At 71.4% G+C, this 15,811-nt stretch carries 15 protein-coding genes; 7 read left to right on the plus strand and 8 right to left on the minus strand.

Annotated features, from left to right (window positions below):
- Nucleotides 1–55: 55 nt before the first annotated feature.
- On the plus strand, nucleotides 56–1,033 hold the full coding sequence (locus tag AC6CCG_RS22320; protein ID WP_496656877.1) for a helix-turn-helix transcriptional regulator: 978 nt from the start codon (nucleotides 56–58) through the stop codon (nucleotides 1,031–1,033).
- Nucleotides 1,034–1,149: 116 nt separating this feature from the next.
- Here AC6CCG_RS22320 and AC6CCG_RS22325 read toward each other — a convergent pair whose 3' ends face one another.
- The gene (locus AC6CCG_RS22325) at nucleotides 1,150–2,025 is read right to left on the minus strand and encodes a LysR family transcriptional regulator (RefSeq protein ID WP_496656878.1); all 876 of its coding nucleotides are present in this window, start codon (nucleotides 2,023–2,025) and stop codon (nucleotides 1,150–1,152) included.
- A 105-nt stretch (nucleotides 2,026–2,130) separates the two neighbouring features.
- Between AC6CCG_RS22325 and AC6CCG_RS22330 the strand changes: the two genes are divergently transcribed.
- The gene (locus tag AC6CCG_RS22330; RefSeq protein ID WP_496656879.1) at nucleotides 2,131–3,153 is read left to right on the plus strand and encodes an aldo/keto reductase; all 1,023 of its coding nucleotides are present in this window, start codon (nucleotides 2,131–2,133) and stop codon (nucleotides 3,151–3,153) included.
- Here AC6CCG_RS22330 and AC6CCG_RS22335 read toward each other — a convergent pair.
- Nucleotides 3,128–3,658 carry a hypothetical protein gene (locus tag AC6CCG_RS22335; RefSeq protein ID WP_496656880.1) on the minus strand — a complete coding sequence of 177 codons (531 nt, stop codon included), beginning with the start codon at nucleotides 3,656–3,658 and terminating at the stop codon, nucleotides 3,128–3,130. The genes AC6CCG_RS22330 and AC6CCG_RS22335 overlap by 26 nt on opposite strands.
- Before the next feature lie 84 nt (nucleotides 3,659–3,742).
- On the opposite strand from AC6CCG_RS22335, the gene AC6CCG_RS22340 reads away from it, so the two are divergent.
- The gene (locus AC6CCG_RS22340) at nucleotides 3,743–3,883 is read left to right on the plus strand and encodes a hypothetical protein (protein ID WP_496656881.1); all 141 of its coding nucleotides are present in this window, start codon (nucleotides 3,743–3,745) and stop codon (nucleotides 3,881–3,883) included.
- A gap of 378 nt (nucleotides 3,884–4,261) precedes the next feature.
- On the opposite strand, the gene AC6CCG_RS22345 is transcribed toward AC6CCG_RS22340, so the two are convergent.
- Both AC6CCG_RS22345 and AC6CCG_RS22350 read right to left on the minus strand, forming a co-directional pair.
- The gene (locus AC6CCG_RS22345) at nucleotides 4,262–5,245 is read right to left on the minus strand and encodes a Gfo/Idh/MocA family protein (RefSeq protein WP_496656882.1); all 984 of its coding nucleotides are present in this window, start codon (nucleotides 5,243–5,245) and stop codon (nucleotides 4,262–4,264) included.
- A gap of 25 nt (nucleotides 5,246–5,270) precedes the next feature.
- Entirely contained in the window at nucleotides 5,271–5,915 is a 645-nt protein-coding gene (locus AC6CCG_RS22350; RefSeq protein WP_496656883.1) for a response regulator, read from the minus strand.
- Between the two features lie 68 nt (nucleotides 5,916–5,983).
- On the opposite strand from AC6CCG_RS22350, the gene AC6CCG_RS22355 reads away from it, so the two are divergent.
- Nucleotides 5,984–6,727 carry an alpha/beta hydrolase gene (locus tag AC6CCG_RS22355; RefSeq protein WP_496656884.1) on the plus strand — a complete coding sequence of 248 codons (744 nt, stop codon included), beginning with the start codon at nucleotides 5,984–5,986 and terminating at the stop codon, nucleotides 6,725–6,727.
- Here the strand turns inward: AC6CCG_RS22355 and AC6CCG_RS22360 are convergent.
- Nucleotides 6,690–8,084, minus strand: coding sequence for a sensor histidine kinase (locus AC6CCG_RS22360; protein ID WP_496656885.1), 1,395 nt, complete (start codon nucleotides 8,082–8,084; stop codon nucleotides 6,690–6,692). The two genes, AC6CCG_RS22355 and AC6CCG_RS22360, sit on opposite strands and share 38 nt — an antisense overlap.
- A gap of 251 nt (nucleotides 8,085–8,335) precedes the next feature.
- On the opposite strand from AC6CCG_RS22360, the gene AC6CCG_RS22365 reads away from it, so the two are divergent.
- A complete protein-coding gene (locus AC6CCG_RS22365; protein WP_496656886.1) occupies nucleotides 8,336–11,050 on the plus strand; it encodes an AAA family ATPase in 2,715 nt (904 codons plus the stop codon).
- On the opposite strand, the gene AC6CCG_RS22370 is transcribed toward AC6CCG_RS22365, so the two are convergent.
- Both AC6CCG_RS22370 and AC6CCG_RS22375 read right to left on the minus strand, forming a co-directional pair.
- The gene (locus tag AC6CCG_RS22370; protein ID WP_496656887.1) at nucleotides 11,047–11,379 is read right to left on the minus strand and encodes a hypothetical protein; all 333 of its coding nucleotides are present in this window, start codon (nucleotides 11,377–11,379) and stop codon (nucleotides 11,047–11,049) included. The genes AC6CCG_RS22365 and AC6CCG_RS22370 overlap by 4 nt on opposite strands.
- A 297-nt stretch (nucleotides 11,380–11,676) precedes the next feature.
- The gene (locus AC6CCG_RS22375; RefSeq protein ID WP_496656888.1) at nucleotides 11,677–12,303 is read right to left on the minus strand and encodes a hypothetical protein; all 627 of its coding nucleotides are present in this window, start codon (nucleotides 12,301–12,303) and stop codon (nucleotides 11,677–11,679) included.
- A 250-nt stretch (nucleotides 12,304–12,553) separates the two neighbouring features.
- On the opposite strand from AC6CCG_RS22375, the gene AC6CCG_RS22380 reads away from it, so the two are divergent.
- Entirely contained in the window at nucleotides 12,554–14,443 is a 1,890-nt protein-coding gene (locus AC6CCG_RS22380) for an ABC transporter ATP-binding protein (RefSeq protein ID WP_496656917.1), read from the plus strand.
- A gap of 43 nt (nucleotides 14,444–14,486) precedes the next feature.
- Nucleotides 14,487–15,080 carry a hypothetical protein gene (locus tag AC6CCG_RS22385; RefSeq protein ID WP_496656889.1) on the plus strand — a complete coding sequence of 198 codons (594 nt, stop codon included), beginning with the start codon at nucleotides 14,487–14,489 and terminating at the stop codon, nucleotides 15,078–15,080.
- A 32-nt stretch (nucleotides 15,081–15,112) separates the two neighbouring features.
- Here the strand turns inward: AC6CCG_RS22385 and AC6CCG_RS22390 are convergent, their stop codons facing one another.
- Complete coding sequence (locus AC6CCG_RS22390) at nucleotides 15,113–15,811, minus strand: DUF899 domain-containing protein (RefSeq protein WP_496656890.1); 699 nt, start codon at nucleotides 15,809–15,811, stop codon at nucleotides 15,113–15,115.

Consider the following 15,811-nt stretch of genomic DNA (forward strand, 5'->3'; position numbering starts at 1 on the left):
ATACTAGGGACGCTTGAGGACGGATCATGTCCTCAACGGAGAAGATTCTGAACTCATGACGGATGTCACGGACCGGTCGTTGGCGCTGCTCGGGCTGCTCGCGGCCCGCTCCTCCTGGACCGGAGCCGAGCTGATCGACCGGCTCGGCATCACGCCCCGCACACTGCGCCGCGACGTCGCCCGGCTGCGCGCGATCGGGTACCGGATCGACAGCACCACCGGCACCGCGGGCGGCTACCGGCTGGCGGCCGGCACCAGGCTGCCGCCGCTGGTCTTCGACGACGACGAGGCGGTCGCCATCGCGGCGCTGCTCGGGCACGCCGAGACCAACCCGATCGAGGGGATCGGCGAGACCGCGGCGCGGGCGCTGGGCAAGCTCGGCCAGGTACTGCCGCGCCGGCTCCGGGACCGGGTCGCGGCCATCGCCGCCGTCTCCGGGTCGGAACCGCTGGCCGGGGCCGGGCCGCGCGGGCAGGCGCCGATCGACGGCGAGGTGCTGGCCCGGCTCGCCCTGGCCACGCGGGATCGCGAGGTGCTCGGCTTCGGCTACCGGGACCGCGCGGGCCGGGTGTCGCGGCGGCGGGTGGAGCCCCATCGGGTGGTGACCGGCTACGGCTGGTGGTACCTCGTCGCGTACGACCTCGACCGCGTCGACTGGCGCACCTTCCGGCTGGACCGGATCACCGACCCGGAGGGGACCGGGCAGCGGGCCGGCGACCGGGAGCCGCCGGGCGGAGCGCGCGCCTACCTCAACCGGTCGCTCGCCTCGACCCCGTACCGGCATCGGGCGGTGCTCACCCTCGCCGCGACGGAGGAGGAGATCCGGTCCCGGGTCGGCTACCTGCTGCCGAGCCGGATCCGGCAACTGGACGACGGCCGTCGCCGGGTCGAGTTCGGCGACGACGACCTCGGCGTGGTGGCCCGGGTCGTCCTCGCCCTGATCACCCCGGCCGTTCCGTACGAACTCGAGGCCTCCGAAGAGGTCCGCGACGCCCTCCGGGCGACCGTGACTGACCTGCAGACTCACCTCTGACCGGGCTCGTCACTCTGGGCTCAGGTTTTTCACGTTAACGTGAAAAACCGGCACTTTGCACGAGAAGTAACTCTGGTATTGCGACAGGAAGTGTTGGGAAGTGGGGCCGAGTTTCGCTACGGGGTCAGGGCTGGGTCGGAGAGGAAGGCGCGGGCGGCGGCGCTGAGGCGGCGGCCGGTGGGAGTGGCGATGGCGAGTTCCCAGCGGGGGACCTCGTCGGCCAGCGGGACGAACTTCGCCGTGGTCTGCTTGTGCCGGAAGCTCTCCGGGACCAGGGCGACGCCAAGGCCGCCGGCGACCAGGTCGAGCAGGAAGTGGACGTCGTTGGCTTCCAGGGCGACCCGCCGCTCGATGCATTCGGCGGCCAGTACCCGGTCGGTCAGGTCGCGGGTGATCCAGCCAGGGTGGAAGTCGACGAACGTCTCGTCCTTCAGGTCCAGCACGCCGATCTGCCGTTCGGCGGCCAGCGGATGATCGGGGGCGCAGGCCAGCAGCAATGGTTCGGCGGACAGCGGTCGCAGCGTCACGCCGGGCTGCTCGACGAACGGGACCGTCACGAAGGCGGCGTCCAGGTCGCCGCCGTGGACCAGACCCAGGAGCTCGGTCGACCCGGACTGGCGGAGCCGGATCTCGACGCCGGGGTGGGCGCGGTGGAAGCGGGTCAGCAGGGCTGAGACGTTCAGGGCGCCGAGGCACTGCAGGGTGCCGATCGCCAGCCGGCCGGTGACCACGCCCTGCACGGCGGCGACCGCGTCCCGGGCCGCCTCGGCCGCGCCGACCGTGTGCCGCGCCTCGGCCAGCAGGGCGCGGCCGGCGTCGGTCAGCTCGACGCTGCGGGTGTTCCGGATGAACAGCTCGGCACCCAGTTCCCGTTCCAGGGAACGGATCGCGGTGGACAGGCCGGACTGGGCGACGTGCACCCGCTGGGCGGCGCGGGTGAAGTGGCGTTCCTCGGCGACGGCGATGAAGTACGTGAGGTGGCGGAGCTCCATGGATCATCCGTATCGGTGATGAGTGGGATCGGATTCTTCTGTTGGACAGGATAAACGCGGCGGCGCAGAGTGGGTGCCATCAGTTCTACGGAAGGCACAGCATCCATGGAGTACCGCACCCTCGGCGGCACCGGCACGGTCGTCTCGACCCTCTGCCTCGGCACGATGACCTTCGGCCGGGAGAGCGACGAGACCGTTTCGCACGCCCAGCTCGACCGGTTCGTCGAGCAGGGAGGCAATTTCATCGACACCGCCAACGTCTACGGCCGCGGCGTCTCGGAGGAGATCATCGGCCGTTGGCTGGCCGACCGCGGCAGCGCAGTCCGCGATCAACTGGTGATCGCCACCAAGGGGCGATTCGGGATGGGCGACGGCAAGAATGATCTTGGTCTGTCCCGGACCAATCTGTCCCGCGCGCTGGATGCCAGCCTGAAGCGGCTGCAGGTGGATCGGATCGATCTCTACCAGGCGCACGCCTGGGACGCACTGACTCCGATCGAGGAGACCCTGCGCTTCTACGACGACGCGGTCCGGGCGGGCAAGATCAACTACGTCGGCGTCAGCAACTTCACCGGCTGGCAACTGCAGAAGGCGGCCCTGATCGCCGAGTTCCGCGGCCTGCCCAAGATCGTCACCCTGCAGCCGCAGTACAACCTGCTGCAGCGCAGCATCGAGCTGGAGCTGACCGAGGTCTGCGAGAACGAGAACATCGGCATCCTGCCCTGGTCGCCGCTGGCCGGCGGCTGGCTGACCGGCAAGTACCAGCGCGACACCACGCCGACCGGCGCCAGCCGACTCGGCGAGGATCCCGGCCGGGGGATGGAGGCGTACGCCCGGCGCAACGCCGAGGAGCGCACCTGGCGGGTGATCGGCGCGGTCGAGCAGGTCGCCAAGGATCGGAGCGTCTCGCTGGCCCAGGTCGCGCTGGCCTGGCTCAATGATCGCCCGGCCGTGACCTCGGTGATCCTGGGCGCCCGCACCATGGAGCAGCTGGACGACAACCTCGGCGCCGCCGGGCTGCACCTGACCGAGGACGAGACGAAGTTGCTCACCGAGGCCAGCCAGCCGATCGTCGACGACTACCCCTACGGGCAGCCGGGGATCAACCAGCGGCACCGCGCGCTCTGATCGGGGCGTGCGCCGGGGCCGGCTTCGCCGCAAGCAGCAGCGCGGAGCCGGCCACGACGAAGACGAGGTGGGCGGCGCGGACCGCCGGGAAGTACGGGGACGTCGCGCCGCCCAACGCCTCGGGCAGGTCCGCGCCGGCCGCCAACTCGGTGAGCAGTGGCACCACCAGGGACGCGGTGCCGAGAACCCCGAGCATGATCAACACGATCCAGCGGGCGACCCGGCTGCCGCGCCAGGTGAGCCCGATCAGGACGAACGCCACGGCGTAGGCGGTCACGTGCAGGCCGAGCTGAAGCACCAGGTCCGAAGGCGGCGCACCCGCCGAGGAGAACGTCAGCAGGGCGATGATCATCTCGGCGACGCCGGCCAGCACGGCCAGCGTGAGCAGCGTGCAGGCCCGGCCCAGTCTCGTTGCGTGCTTCATGATCATCAGCATCGCCGTCGCGACGGCCGGGGTCGATGGGGTCGACCGGCCGATCCGGGCTGGGGATAACCCGATGATCACCGGGCCGGGTACTCCTTGCCCGTCCCGAAGCCGCACGCGTACCGAGCGGTGGGCCGTGGTCGGAGAGAGATCGCTGCCCGAGGCGTGGCATCGACGATCGCGATCCTGCAGCGGGAGCGCGCTGAGGCGAATCCGGTGCCGGGGCTGGAGCGGCCACGCCGGGTGACCGTGGCCGGCGTCCGCGGGTCCGGCGCGTTCAGGCCCGCCTGCGTCCCGGCGCGCTGATCGGGCCGTACGTCGCGGCCGGGCGGCTGGAATACCGACCGGTCGCCGCGGCGGCCGGATGACGGCGCCGATCCTGCGGGTCAAGCTGTCCGCCGCGTCATGCCGCGGCTGCACCGCTGACGCCGCGGTCGCGGTGGCACGGGTGTCGGGCGCTGCGGTGGGACGTGTCACGATTTCTCTGCGCACCAGAGGGTGCAACGTTGTACCGCCGCTCAGCGGTCCGTCGCAAGAGAAATCGCGACATGAGCACGCGGGATCAGCGGCGGGTGGTCCGGGCACGCATCAGCCGCCGTTCGCCGACGCGGGCCGGCCAGCAGGGCCCGCACCGCGCGTGGCAGAGCGCGGCCGGCGTCCTTCGGCGTGAACCGGTCGATCGGTTCAGGACGGTTGGCGGAGCGGGAGGCCCGCGGCGCGGTAGATCGCGTCGATCACGGTCATGGTGGCGATCGAGTCCTCCGGCGGGGTCAGCGGTGGGACCCCGTCCAGGACCGCGGCGACGAAGGCCGACAGCTGGTACGCATACGTCGGGCGGCGGGAGAAGTGCTCCACCCGCCGGTGATCACCGACCCGGACCGAGAGCCGGTGCCCGAACTGCGGCGCGTACGGGTTGAACACCCGCAGCTCTCCATGATCACCGACGACCCGGGCCGACATCCGCAGCACGTCACGGGACCACATGGAGCAGCGCACGGTCCCGGTGTGGCCGCCCGGGAACCGCAGCTCGGCAGCCATCGCCCGGTCCACCCTGGGATCGCGCAACTTCGCCGAAGCGCTGACCACCTCCGGCTCGCCGCCGAGCAGCCGGGCCAGGTGGACGGCGTAGCAGCCGGCGTCCATCAGCGCCCCGCCGGCCAGCCCGAAGTCGTACCGGATGTCGGAGAAGACCGGCAGCGGGAAGCACATCGCCGTCTCCAGGTGCCGCAGCGTGCCGAGTTCGCCGGACAAGATCAACTCCCGCAGCCGCCGGGCCAGCGGGTGATAGCGGTAGTGGAACGCCTCCAGCACGACCAGCCCGCTCTGTGCCGCCGCCGCAGCGACGGTCCGGGCCTCTTCGGCGTTCGCCGTGAACGGCTTCTCGCAGAGCACGTGCTTCCCGGCCTCGAGCGCCGCCAGGGTCCAGTGCCCGTGCAGCCCGTTCGGCAGCGGGTTGTAGATGGCGTCGATCCGTTGATCATCGAGCAGCGCCCGGTAGTCGCGGTAGGCGGTCCGGATCCCGTGCTTCCGCGCGAAGTCCTCGGCCCGGCTCAGGTCCCGCGCGGCGACGGCGACGACCTCGGCGCCGGGCACCAGCCGGGCCGGCTCGATCAAGGCCGCCGGAGCGATCCGGGCCGCGCCGAGCACACCGATCCGTACCGTCTCCATGATCAGTCCGTCGCCATGATCGAAGTCAGCGGGACTTGAGCCAGGCCAGCACGGCGAGCACCCGCCGGTTGTCCGAGCCGACGTCCGGCAGGTTGATCTTGCTGAAGATGTTGGAGATGTGCTTCTCCACCGCGCCGCCGGTGATGAACAGCTGGCCCGCGATCGCCGAGTTGCTGCGACCCTCGGCCATCAGGGCGAGCACCTCGCGTTCCCGGGCGGTCAGCGCGGCCAGCGGATCGGACCGGCGGGCGACCAGCAGCTGGGCGACCACCTCCGGGTCCAGCACGGTGCCGCCGCCCTTGATCGTCTGCAGCGCCTCGGCCAGCGTGTTCAGCGAGGTGACCCGGTCCTTGAGCAGATAGCCGACACCGCCGCGGCCGTCGGAGAGCAGCACGTCGGCATAGGACAACTCGATGTAGGCCGACAGCATCAGCACGCCCAGGGCCGGGTTCTGCTCCCGGGCCGTGACCGCGGCCTTCAGCCCGTCGTCGGTCATCGTCGGCGGCATCCGTACGTCGACGATGGCGACATCGGGCTTGTGCTCGGCGGCCGCGGCGATCAAGGACGGAGCGTCGTCGACGGCGGCCACGATGTCGCAGCCGACCTCGTCGAGCAGTCGGATCAGTCCTTCGCGGAGCAGGACGGAGTCATCGGCGAGTACCACGCGCATGCCCTAACTGTGCCCCATCCTCGGACTTCCGTCCGCACCGGTAGCGTTGGCCGCGTCGGACGAGGGGGATGATCATCATGCGATCCGAGGAACTGCGTTTCGGCGACGACGAGCGGCAGGTCGTTGATCTTCGGCTGCCGGACCGGCCGCTGCGGCCGATCGGACTCTTCTCCATCCACGGCGGCGGCTGGTACGCGGGCAAGCGGGCCGACTTCCACGGCCACGTCGAGCACTTCGCCGGGCAGGGCTACGCGGCGGCCGCGACCGGCTACCGGATCGGCGAGGCCACCGGCTACCGGGACAAGCTGGCCGATGTGACGGCGGGGCTGGACCGGTTCAGGGCCCGGCTCGCCGAGGAGGCGCCGGAGGTGGACCGGATCGTCGTCCTGGGCAGCTCGGCCGGTGCCCACCTGGCCACCATGATCGCGCTCGGCACTGCCGAGATCGCCGGCTGCGTGTCGGTCAACGGGCCCGGCACGATGGTGCCCTGGCCGGACCAGGACCCCGACATCGCGACCAAGATCAGCTGGTTGGTCCGGGACGGCTCCACGTACGAGGAGATCTCGCCGGACCGGCAGGTCCGGGACGGCTGCCCGCCGTTCCTCTTCCTGCTCGCCGAGTACGAGCACCTGTTCCCCCATGATCAGGTACGGGAGCTGGCCAGGACCGTCGAGATGCACGGCGGGTGGACCGAGACCGAGGTCGTACCCGAAACCAAGCACGGTTTCGTGTACGCCCTCGGCAACCCGGCCACCGACCGCGCGCTGGCGTCGATCAGCGCATTTCTGGAGCGCGTTGCGGCATCGCGTTGACCGGTACGGTCGCGGTGATCATGGTCGGCCCGCCGGCCGGCGAGGAGACGTGCAGGTTGCCGTCGACCCCGGCCAGCCGGTCCGTCAGCCCGGCCAGCCCGTGACCCTTGGCCACGCTGGCGCCGCCGATGCCGTCGTCGGTGATCGTGATCACGACCACCCCGCCGAGCCGCCGTACCTCCACCGAACAGGTCGAGGCCTGGCTGTATTTCTCCTTGTTGGCCAGGGATTCCGCGACCACGAAGTAGACCGCGTTCTGGGCCGCGTCGGACAGTGACCGGGTCTGGTCCAGGTCCTCGTCGATGTCCACAGTGGTCGGGATGACGCCGCGGGCGGCCAGCGCGGTGACCGCGGCGCGCAGCCCGCGCTCGGTCAGGATCGGCGGCGCGATGCCACGGGACAGGGTCCGGATCTCGGCCAGCGCCTCCTGGGACTGCTCCAGCGCCTGCCGCAGGATCTGCTTGGCGGCGTCCGGATCGGTCTCCAGGCGGCGCTCCACCGCGCCGAGGTCCATGCCGAGCCGGACCAGTCGCTGCTGCGGGCCGTCGTGCAGGTCCCGCTCCAGCCGGCGCAGGGTGTGCGCCTCGGCCTCGCCGGCGGCGGCCCGGCTGTGGGTCAGCTCGCTGACCTGCTGCCGCAGGTGGGACGCCTCGTCGACCAGCAGGCCCTTCGCGATCGCCGCCTGCAACATCACCAGGCCGCGCAGCACGAACGGTGCGGTGATCAGGAAGAAGATGCCGACCAGGGTGGTGCCGACGATGTCGGCGATGGTGCCGGGGAAGCCGAGCAGCCAGGCCAGGCCGTGCCGCTCCTCGTCGGGCAGGTACTGGCTCCAGAACCAGTACGTCAGCCCGCCCGGACCGGCGACCACCCACGGGATGGCGATGCAGAAGCTCGTCGTGTTGACGATGAAGGCGATCGGGATGTGCAGCAGGTCCCGCCAGCCCTGCGCCGACCGCAGCCGCCGCATCCGGCCCCAGAACCGCATCCGTCCGCGCGGGTAGACCGGGCGGCGGAGTTCGTACCCGGCGCCGGCCAGCAGATTGCGGTGGAACTGGGCGAACCCGCCGGCCACCACCAGCGCCGCGGTCAGCACGAACAGACCGAACACGGTGACCGCGGTCCCGACGCCGAGACTGAACAACGGCACGCAGACGATGAAGCCGAACAGGGCGATGAAGAACCCGCCGGCGATGCAGGCGAGATCCCGCCCGGACTGACGGATCGTCCGGGCCAGCGCGTTGCCGCTGTCGATGGGGGAAGGCTGGGTGAGGTCGCTCATGTCGGGTCCATTCTGAAGGGTGGCGCCGAGCCCCGCACCCTGGCTGAACTCGAGCTCGCTGCCGGTGTTCGTCATGGCATCAACCCTGCCGCCGGAGCCGGTTCCGGAACCATCCTGCTGTCCGGCCGAACCGGGGTGGGGAAATCCCCTCCCCGACCGCCGGGGCGGTGCAGAAAGGGCAGTGCAGAAAGTGCACATCTGGCGGCGCACGGCTCCGGGTTTCCGGCGGCTCGACCGTTCCGGGGCTGTACGGATCGCGACGGAACCCCCTAGGTTGGGCTCCCGTACCGACCACCCGGCAACGAGAGTGGGAGTAGCTCCAAGACATGCAGTCTGCGGGCCGGACCTTGCGATCCCCGATCGGGCGTCGCCGCGAGCAACAAGCCCTGACCGATTTCCTGAACCTTCCCGAGCCGGGAGTTCTCGTGGTCAGCGGGCCGTACGGCATCGGGAAGTCGACCCTGGTCGACGCCGCCCTCGCCGAGGCCGGCGCGACCACGGCGACCAAGCTCCGCTACACCCCGGGCACCGAGCCGTTCCGGACCGCGCTGGACCTGCTGCACGGCCGGCCGGCCGTGCCGGGACTGGCCGAGTTGATCGAGCTGCTGGAGGCCGCGGCCGGTGATCGAACCGCCGGCACCGGCATGATCGTCGACCGGATCGGTGACCTGATCGCGGCCCAGGCCGGCGGCTGGGACGAGCCGGGGCGGCCCGCGGTGATCGTGCACGAGGACCTCGAACTCAGCGATCCGGCGACGCTGGAACTCTGCGCCGAGTTCCTCCGCCGATCCGCGCTGTGGCCCTGGTCCCAGCTGGTCGTCGTTGACGCCGCCGCGGCCGGGCCGCTGAGCCAGCACCCGACCGTCGAGGTCTCCGGACTGGACCAGGCCGGCGCCTTCGAACTGCTGCAGGACGCGGTCGGAGTCCCGATCGCCGCGTGGGTCGCCGACCGGCTCGGCCAGCTGTGTCACGGCAATCCGGGGCTGCTCCGCGCCTACGCCCGCCGGCTCACCCCGGAGCAGCTCGCCGGGGCGGTCCCGATGCCGCAGCGGTTCGACCCGCCGGCCGAGTTCGTCGCCCGCGCCGCCGCCGCGATCGCACCGCTGGAACCAGTCGACCTCGCCGTCCTCGGCGTCTTCGACGATCAGCAACGGGTGCCGACTGCGGTGCTGGACCGGATCGCCGACGACCCGGCGGCCGCACCACGGCTGAGCCGGCGCGGCCTGATCCGGCCCGACCGGGACCGCTGGCGGGCCACCGACCCGCTACTCGCCGCGGCGGCCCGGGCCCGGCTGTCGGCCGGCGATCAGGAGGAACTGGACCGGCGTGCCGAGGCGGCCTTCGCGGCGGTCGGCGACGAACCGGCGGCGCTCGACCACCGGTGTCGCCGGGTCGAGGCCGCGGCCGACGACACGTCCCTGCTCGAGCTCGCCGGCAGCCTGTTCGAGCAGGGCGAGCTGGAGGCCGCCGCGCGGCTCCTGGAGGCCGCGGCGGAACACCCGCGCTATGCCGAGTCGGCCCGGTTTCGCTCGTTGCGGGCCCGAGCCCTGCTGGAGCAGGGGTACGCCGCGTCGGCCCTGGCCGAGGTGACGGCCGGTCTGCGCTGCGCACCGGACCCGCGGTCGGAGTTCTGGCTTCGGGTGACCGGGCTGGAGGCGTCGGTGCTGACCGGCGGCGACGACCCGGCCGTCCTGTCGGCCGACCTGATCCCGCCGGACTACCCGGAGCCGGCCGAGGAACACGCCTGGCTGCGGCTCCGTGCCGCCCACCTGCTGGCCCTGACCGGCGCGACCAGGGAGGCGCTGCTCACCCTGGACCGGGTCGAGCTGCCGGCCGGCGCGGCCGCCGACCTCGTCACCCTGCACCGGGTCGTCGCCGCGCTGATCGTCGCCTGGAACCAGCCGGCCGAGGCGGACCTGGACCTGCTCGCCGCGGGCGTACCGGACGGGGTACGGCCGGTGCCGGCCTCGTTGATCGCCGGGATCGCCGACGTGCTGGTCGCCGGTGGCCGGCCGCAGGCGGCCCGCCGGCTGATCGGCGCGGCGCTGGCCGACCCGCGCCGGCACACCGTGCTCGCCGAACTCCACCTCACGCCCGCGTTGATCTCGATCGACCTCTGGGAGGGCCGCTATCCGGTGGCCGGACGGCGGATCCGGGAGCTCGAGCGGACCTGCCCGGCGGCGGCCGGGCTGCCGCCGCTGGCCGGGGCGGCGGTCCGGGTCCGCGCGGCCCAGGGACTGGACGACCAGCCGCGCCGGGTGGCGACGCTGCGGTCCCGGCGGCCCGGCTCGCCGGTGGTGGCACCGTTCGACGCCGACCTCGGCTACGGGCACCTGGTGGCCGGCCGGTACGAGGCCGCCGCGACCTGCCTGGACGCCGCCCTGCGGGCCGGGCCGCCGCTGCACCAGGGCCTGGACGAGGTGCTGGCGGACCTGGTCGAGGCGCTGGTCGCGCTCGGCCGGACGGACCGGGCGGTCGAGACCGTACGGCGGATGGCTCCGCGTGATCTTGACCCGGGTGGCGCCCGGACGGTGGCCCTGCTGGCCCGCTGCCGGGCGCTGACCGCGAAGCCGGCCGGTGCCGCGGCGGCCGGCGAGCGGGCGCTCGACCTGTGCACCGACGCCGTACCCGATCTTGACCGGGCCCGGACCCTGATCGCTCACGGCCGGGTCCTGCTGCGCTGCGGCGACGGTGCCGGCGCCCTGGCCCGGCTGCGGGACGGGCAGGAACTGATGGGCCATCTCGGGCTGGACGGCTGGGTCCGCCACGTCGACCGGCTGGTCCGGCCCGGGGCGCGGCCGACCGGCCAGGAGCGCCCCGCGGATCCGTGGCGGCGGGTCGTCCGGGAGCGCGACCGGACACTGCTGGCCGGTGTCGCCGCCGGCCTGACCCATGATCAACTGGCCCGGTCCGGCTACATCTCGCGGCGTACGGTTGCGAACCGGCTGAAGGCTCTGTACGAACTGGCCGGCGTCAGCAGCAAGTCGGAGCTGACCGCCCTGATCCTGCGCAACCCGCCGCCCTGGCTCAACGATTCCTAGAGAGCAGCTTCGGCGTGCTCGGCGTCCAGGTCGGTCGCGGTGAGCGGCAGCGTCCAGTTCTCGATCATGCGCAGCCGGTCCAGCAGTTCCCGCCGGGACCGGTAGCGCAGGATCTCGGTCGGCTCGTCGCGATGCGACGGGCCCTCCACCACGTAACCGGGGCGGCTGTCGTCGACCAGGACGCAGGCGCCCGGTGCGAACACGCCGGCGGCGGTGCCGGCGCCCTGCCATTCCCAGACCTGGCCGTCGATGATCGACTGCCAGCCGCGGTTGATCAACACCTCGGCCAGGACAAGATCACTGACATCCCCCGAGCCCCCGATCGGCATCGGTGCTCCTCCCCGTTCCGCTGACGCGGTCCCTGAGTTCGTGCTTCCCGGCCCGCCCTGACAGCGGACCGTCATCGGTCACGGTAGCCCAACGAACCTGATCATCGATCGGTTCGCGGGAATCCGTGAAAGAGCTGCGACCGGCGTACCCGACCCGGCAAGGAGTGAGTGTCTGTGAGTAAGCCGGGTCGATGCACACCGGTCGCAACCGTGTTTCCTGCTCACCCCGAGCTCGGGCCGGGCCACTCCTGCTGGTCATGGCCTGGCCCGCGCCGGGGCGGTTGGGGGGCGACGGACTCAGTTCTCCTGAGTCGAGTCCTGCGTGCAGCCGCGGACCAACTGGGAGGAGTTGTTGTCCGACAGGATGCCGACCAGCCCGCTGATCACGCCGGCGCCACCGACCGCGTTGATCGGCACGTCGTTGTTGCACACCTGGAACGGGCCGATGTTGTTGTCGCTGATGTTGACCAGCGCGCCTTCGCCGTCCATCCCGTACCACTCGGTCTTGAGCGGCTCGGCCACCTCTCCGTCGTTGAACTGCGCGTTGGACTGATCGCAGTTACGGATCTCGGTGAGCGAGTTGCCGTCCGAGCCGAGGATGGCGAACAGGCCGGAGGCGTCGACGGCGCCGCCGACCGCGTTGATCGGCACGTCGTTGTTGCAGGCCTGGAACGGGCCCAAGTTGTTGTCGGTGATCGCCACCAGGCCACCCGACTTCTTGACGCCGTACCAGCGGACGCCTTCCTCGTCCTGCGGCGCCATGATGCGCTCGGTCGCGTCCTGGCCGCCGCCGAGCAGCGGCAGGGTGCCCAGGCCGGGCAGACCGCCCAGATTCGTCAGGCCGGCGACATCGGGCAGGCCGCCGACGCCGGGCAGGGCGCCGACCACCGGCACCTCGGCGCTGGCGACGGACGCGAAACTCACAGACATGACCGCCGCAGCGCCAACAGCGGCGGCGATTCTCCGTAGAACAGCCATGCAGAGTGTTCCCTTCAAGCTTGGGGGTGACTACTTGCGAGGTCCCCAAGCTAGGGAGGGTGGATCGGCTCCGGCCACCGCAAACCCCGCCTCGGCCGGGGGTTTGCACCAAACGTGCAACCTTTGCACCGCGGCCGGCGGCCCGGACTCGGTTGACCTCAAGTTTCGTTGAGGTTCTACATTGTCCGGCGTGAGCATGGAGATCGTTGCCTGGAACTCGTTGTACAACGCGATGCACGCCGCCCAGGACCGGCGTCCCTTCTCGCGCGCCACGCTGCGCCGGATCTTCGGCTTCGTCCGGGACCGGCGCTGGCAGCTGATCGGCTTCGTCCTGCTCAGCGTGGTCACCGCGGTGCTGGCCGTGGCCACGCCGCTGCTGGCCGGTCAGGTGGTGGACGCGCTGTTCGCCGGCACCGCCTTCGAGGTGGTGCTGCGGCTGGCGATCATCATCGGCGTGATCGCGATCGCGGAGGCCGGAGTCGGGATCGTCACCCGGCTGCTGTCGGCTCGGATCGGCGAGGGGCTGATCCTGGACCTGCGGCAGGCCGTCTACGACCACGTCCAGAAGATGCCGATCGCGTTCTTCACCCGGACCCGTACCGGCGCCCTGGTGAGCCGGCTGAACAACGACGTGATCGGGGCCCAGCGGGCGTTCTCGGAGACCCTGTCCGGGGTGATCGGCAACGTCGTCGCCGTGATCTTGACCTTGATCGTCATGCTCGGCCTGTCCTGGCAGATCACCCTCTGCGCGCTGATCCTGTTGCCGATCTTCGTCCTGCCGGCACGCCGGATGGGGTCCCGGCTGGCCCGGCTGGAGCGGGAGGCGGCCAACCACAACTCGGTGATGAGCACGACGATGACCGAGCGCTTCTCGGCGCCCGGCGCGACACTGGTGAAGCTGTTCGCGCGGCCGGAGCGGGAGTCGGCCGAGTTCGGCGTACGGGCCGCGCGGGTGCGCGACATCGGGGTCCGGACCGCGATGGTGCAGGTCGTCTTCGTCACCGCGCTGACCCTGGTCTCGGCGCTGGCCCTCGCGCTCACGTACGGGCTCGGCGGGTTCTTCGTCCTGTCCGGTTCGCTCGAGGCCGGCGCCGTCGTGTCGCTGGCGCTGCTGCTGACCCGGCTCTACGCGCCGCTGACCGCACTGGCCAGTGCCCGGGTCGAGGTGATGAGCGCGCTGGTCAGCTTCGACCGGGTGTTCGAGGTGCTCGACCTGAAGCCGTTGATCACCGAGACCGAGCAGCCGAAGCCGGCGCCGGACGGTCCGGTGTCGGTGGAGTTGGACCGGGTCGACTTCGCGTATCCGTCCGCGGACAAGGTGTCGCTGGCGTCGCTGGAGGAGGTCGCGGTGCTCGATCCGCGGGCCGGGGCGCAGGTGCTGCACGAGGTGTCGTTCCGGGCCGAACCGGGCCAGATGATCGCGTTGGTCGGCTCGTCCGGCGCCGGCAAGTCGACCATCGCGCAGTTGATCACTCGCTTGTACGACACCGACGGCGGCGCGATCCGGCTGTCCGGCGTCGACGTCCGCGACCTGTCCTTCGAGGCCCTCCGGTCGACGGTCGGGCTGGTCACCCAGGACGGCCACCTGTTCCACGAGTCGATCCGGCAGAACCTGCAGCTGGCCAAGCCCGACGCGACCGACGACGAGATCTGGAGCGCGCTGGAACGGGCCCGGCTGCGGCCGCTCGTCGAATCGCTGCCGGACGGGCTGGACACGGTGGTCGGCGAACGCGGCTACCGGCTGTCCGGCGGCGAGCGGCAGCGGCTGACGATCGCCCGGCTGCTGCTCACCGGACCGCGGGTGGTGATCTTGGACGAGGCCACCGCGCACCTCGACTCGACCTCCGAGGCCGCCGTCCAGGCCGCCCTGGAGAACGCGCTGGAGGGGCGCACCGCGATCGTGATCGCGCACCGGCTGTCGACGGTTCGCAACGCCGACCAGATCGTCGTCCTGGAGGGCGGCCGGGTCGTCGAACGCGGCCGGCACGAGGACCTGCTCGCGACCGGCGGCCGCTACGCGGAGTTGTACGCGACCCAGTTCGCCTCGTCGCCGGCGTCCCCTGAGCCGGTGACGCCGGCGGTCTGATATCCGCTGGCGCGGGAAGCGGACCGGCCGCGATGATCGGGCCGTGACGGAACGCGACTGGCACGTCCTGCTCGTCGGCGGACCCTCCGGCACCGGCAAGAGCACGGCCTGTGCCGCCCTGATGCGCCGGTACGGGATCGGGACCGCCGAGCTGGACGACCTCTACGCAGCTGTTGTCGCGATGACGACGCCGGACCAGCAGCCCGCGCTGCACTACTGGTCGACCCAGGCCGCCAGGCGGAGCTGGACCGCCGAAGAGATCGTCGACGTCACCGTCGCCACGGTGACCGCCCTCGCCCCGGCGGTGGCCGCGGTGGTCGCCACGCACCTGAACCACGGCCCGCCGGTGATCATGGAGGGCGACTATCTGCTGCCGTCGGCCGCGGCCGCCCTGGCCGATCCTCAGGTCCGGGCGGTCTTCGTCGACGAGCCGGACGAAGACCAGCTGATCGCCAACTTCCTTGATCGCGAACCAGGTGAGGGCCCGCAGACGATGCGGGCGGAGGTCAGCCGGCGCTACGGCGAGTGGCTGCGGACCGAGGCAGCCGCGCACGGTCTGCCCGCGATCCCGGCCCGCCCCTACTCGACGCTCCCCGACCGGATCCGTGAGGCCGCGGACCGACCACCGAGTCCCTGAGTGAATTTCCGCCGCGAACACGCGGCGGAAATTCACCGCAGCAGTCGCCCCTCATCGGAGTAGCTGTCGTGCAGCCGCATCCAGTCGTACGGCGGGTCCTGGGGTCGGCCGGGCGGGGTCAGCTCCCAGTTCTCCTGCCGTCCGTACGGGGTCAGGTCGAGCAGGTCGAAGACGATCATGAACGGCTCCTCGCCGCGGCCGAAGGTGGACCAGGTGTGGAACACCCGGTCCTGATCACGAAGGAACACACTGATCGCATGGCGCTCCTCGCCGTCGACGGTGGTGCCGAAGTCCTCGTTGAAGGTGGAGCGGCCGGAGGAGTACCAGGGGTAGGACCAGCCCATCCGGTCCGCGAACGCGGCCAGCGTCGGTACCGGAGCCCGGGACACCTGGACGAACGAGGTCCGGCGGGCGTGCAGGTGGGACAACGGGCCGATGTGGTCGGCCATCATCGAGCAGCCGTTGCAGCCCTCGTCCCAGTCGGTCCCGAACATGAAGTGCTGCATGATCAACTGTGGCCGTCCGTCGAACAGGTCGAGCAGGGTCGCCGGGCCGTCGGGGCCGTCGAACTCGTACCGGGTGGTCACCTCGACCATCGGCAGCCGGCGGCGTTGCGCACTGACCGCATCCTTCAGTCGGGTCAGCGCCTTCTCCTGCAGCAGCAGCGCATCCCGGGCGGCCTGCCATTCCGCACGGGACACGATCGGCGGAAGTCCATGATCATCGCTCAT

The sequence above is a fragment of the Microlunatus sp. YIM B11417 genome (assembly GCF_059617205.1).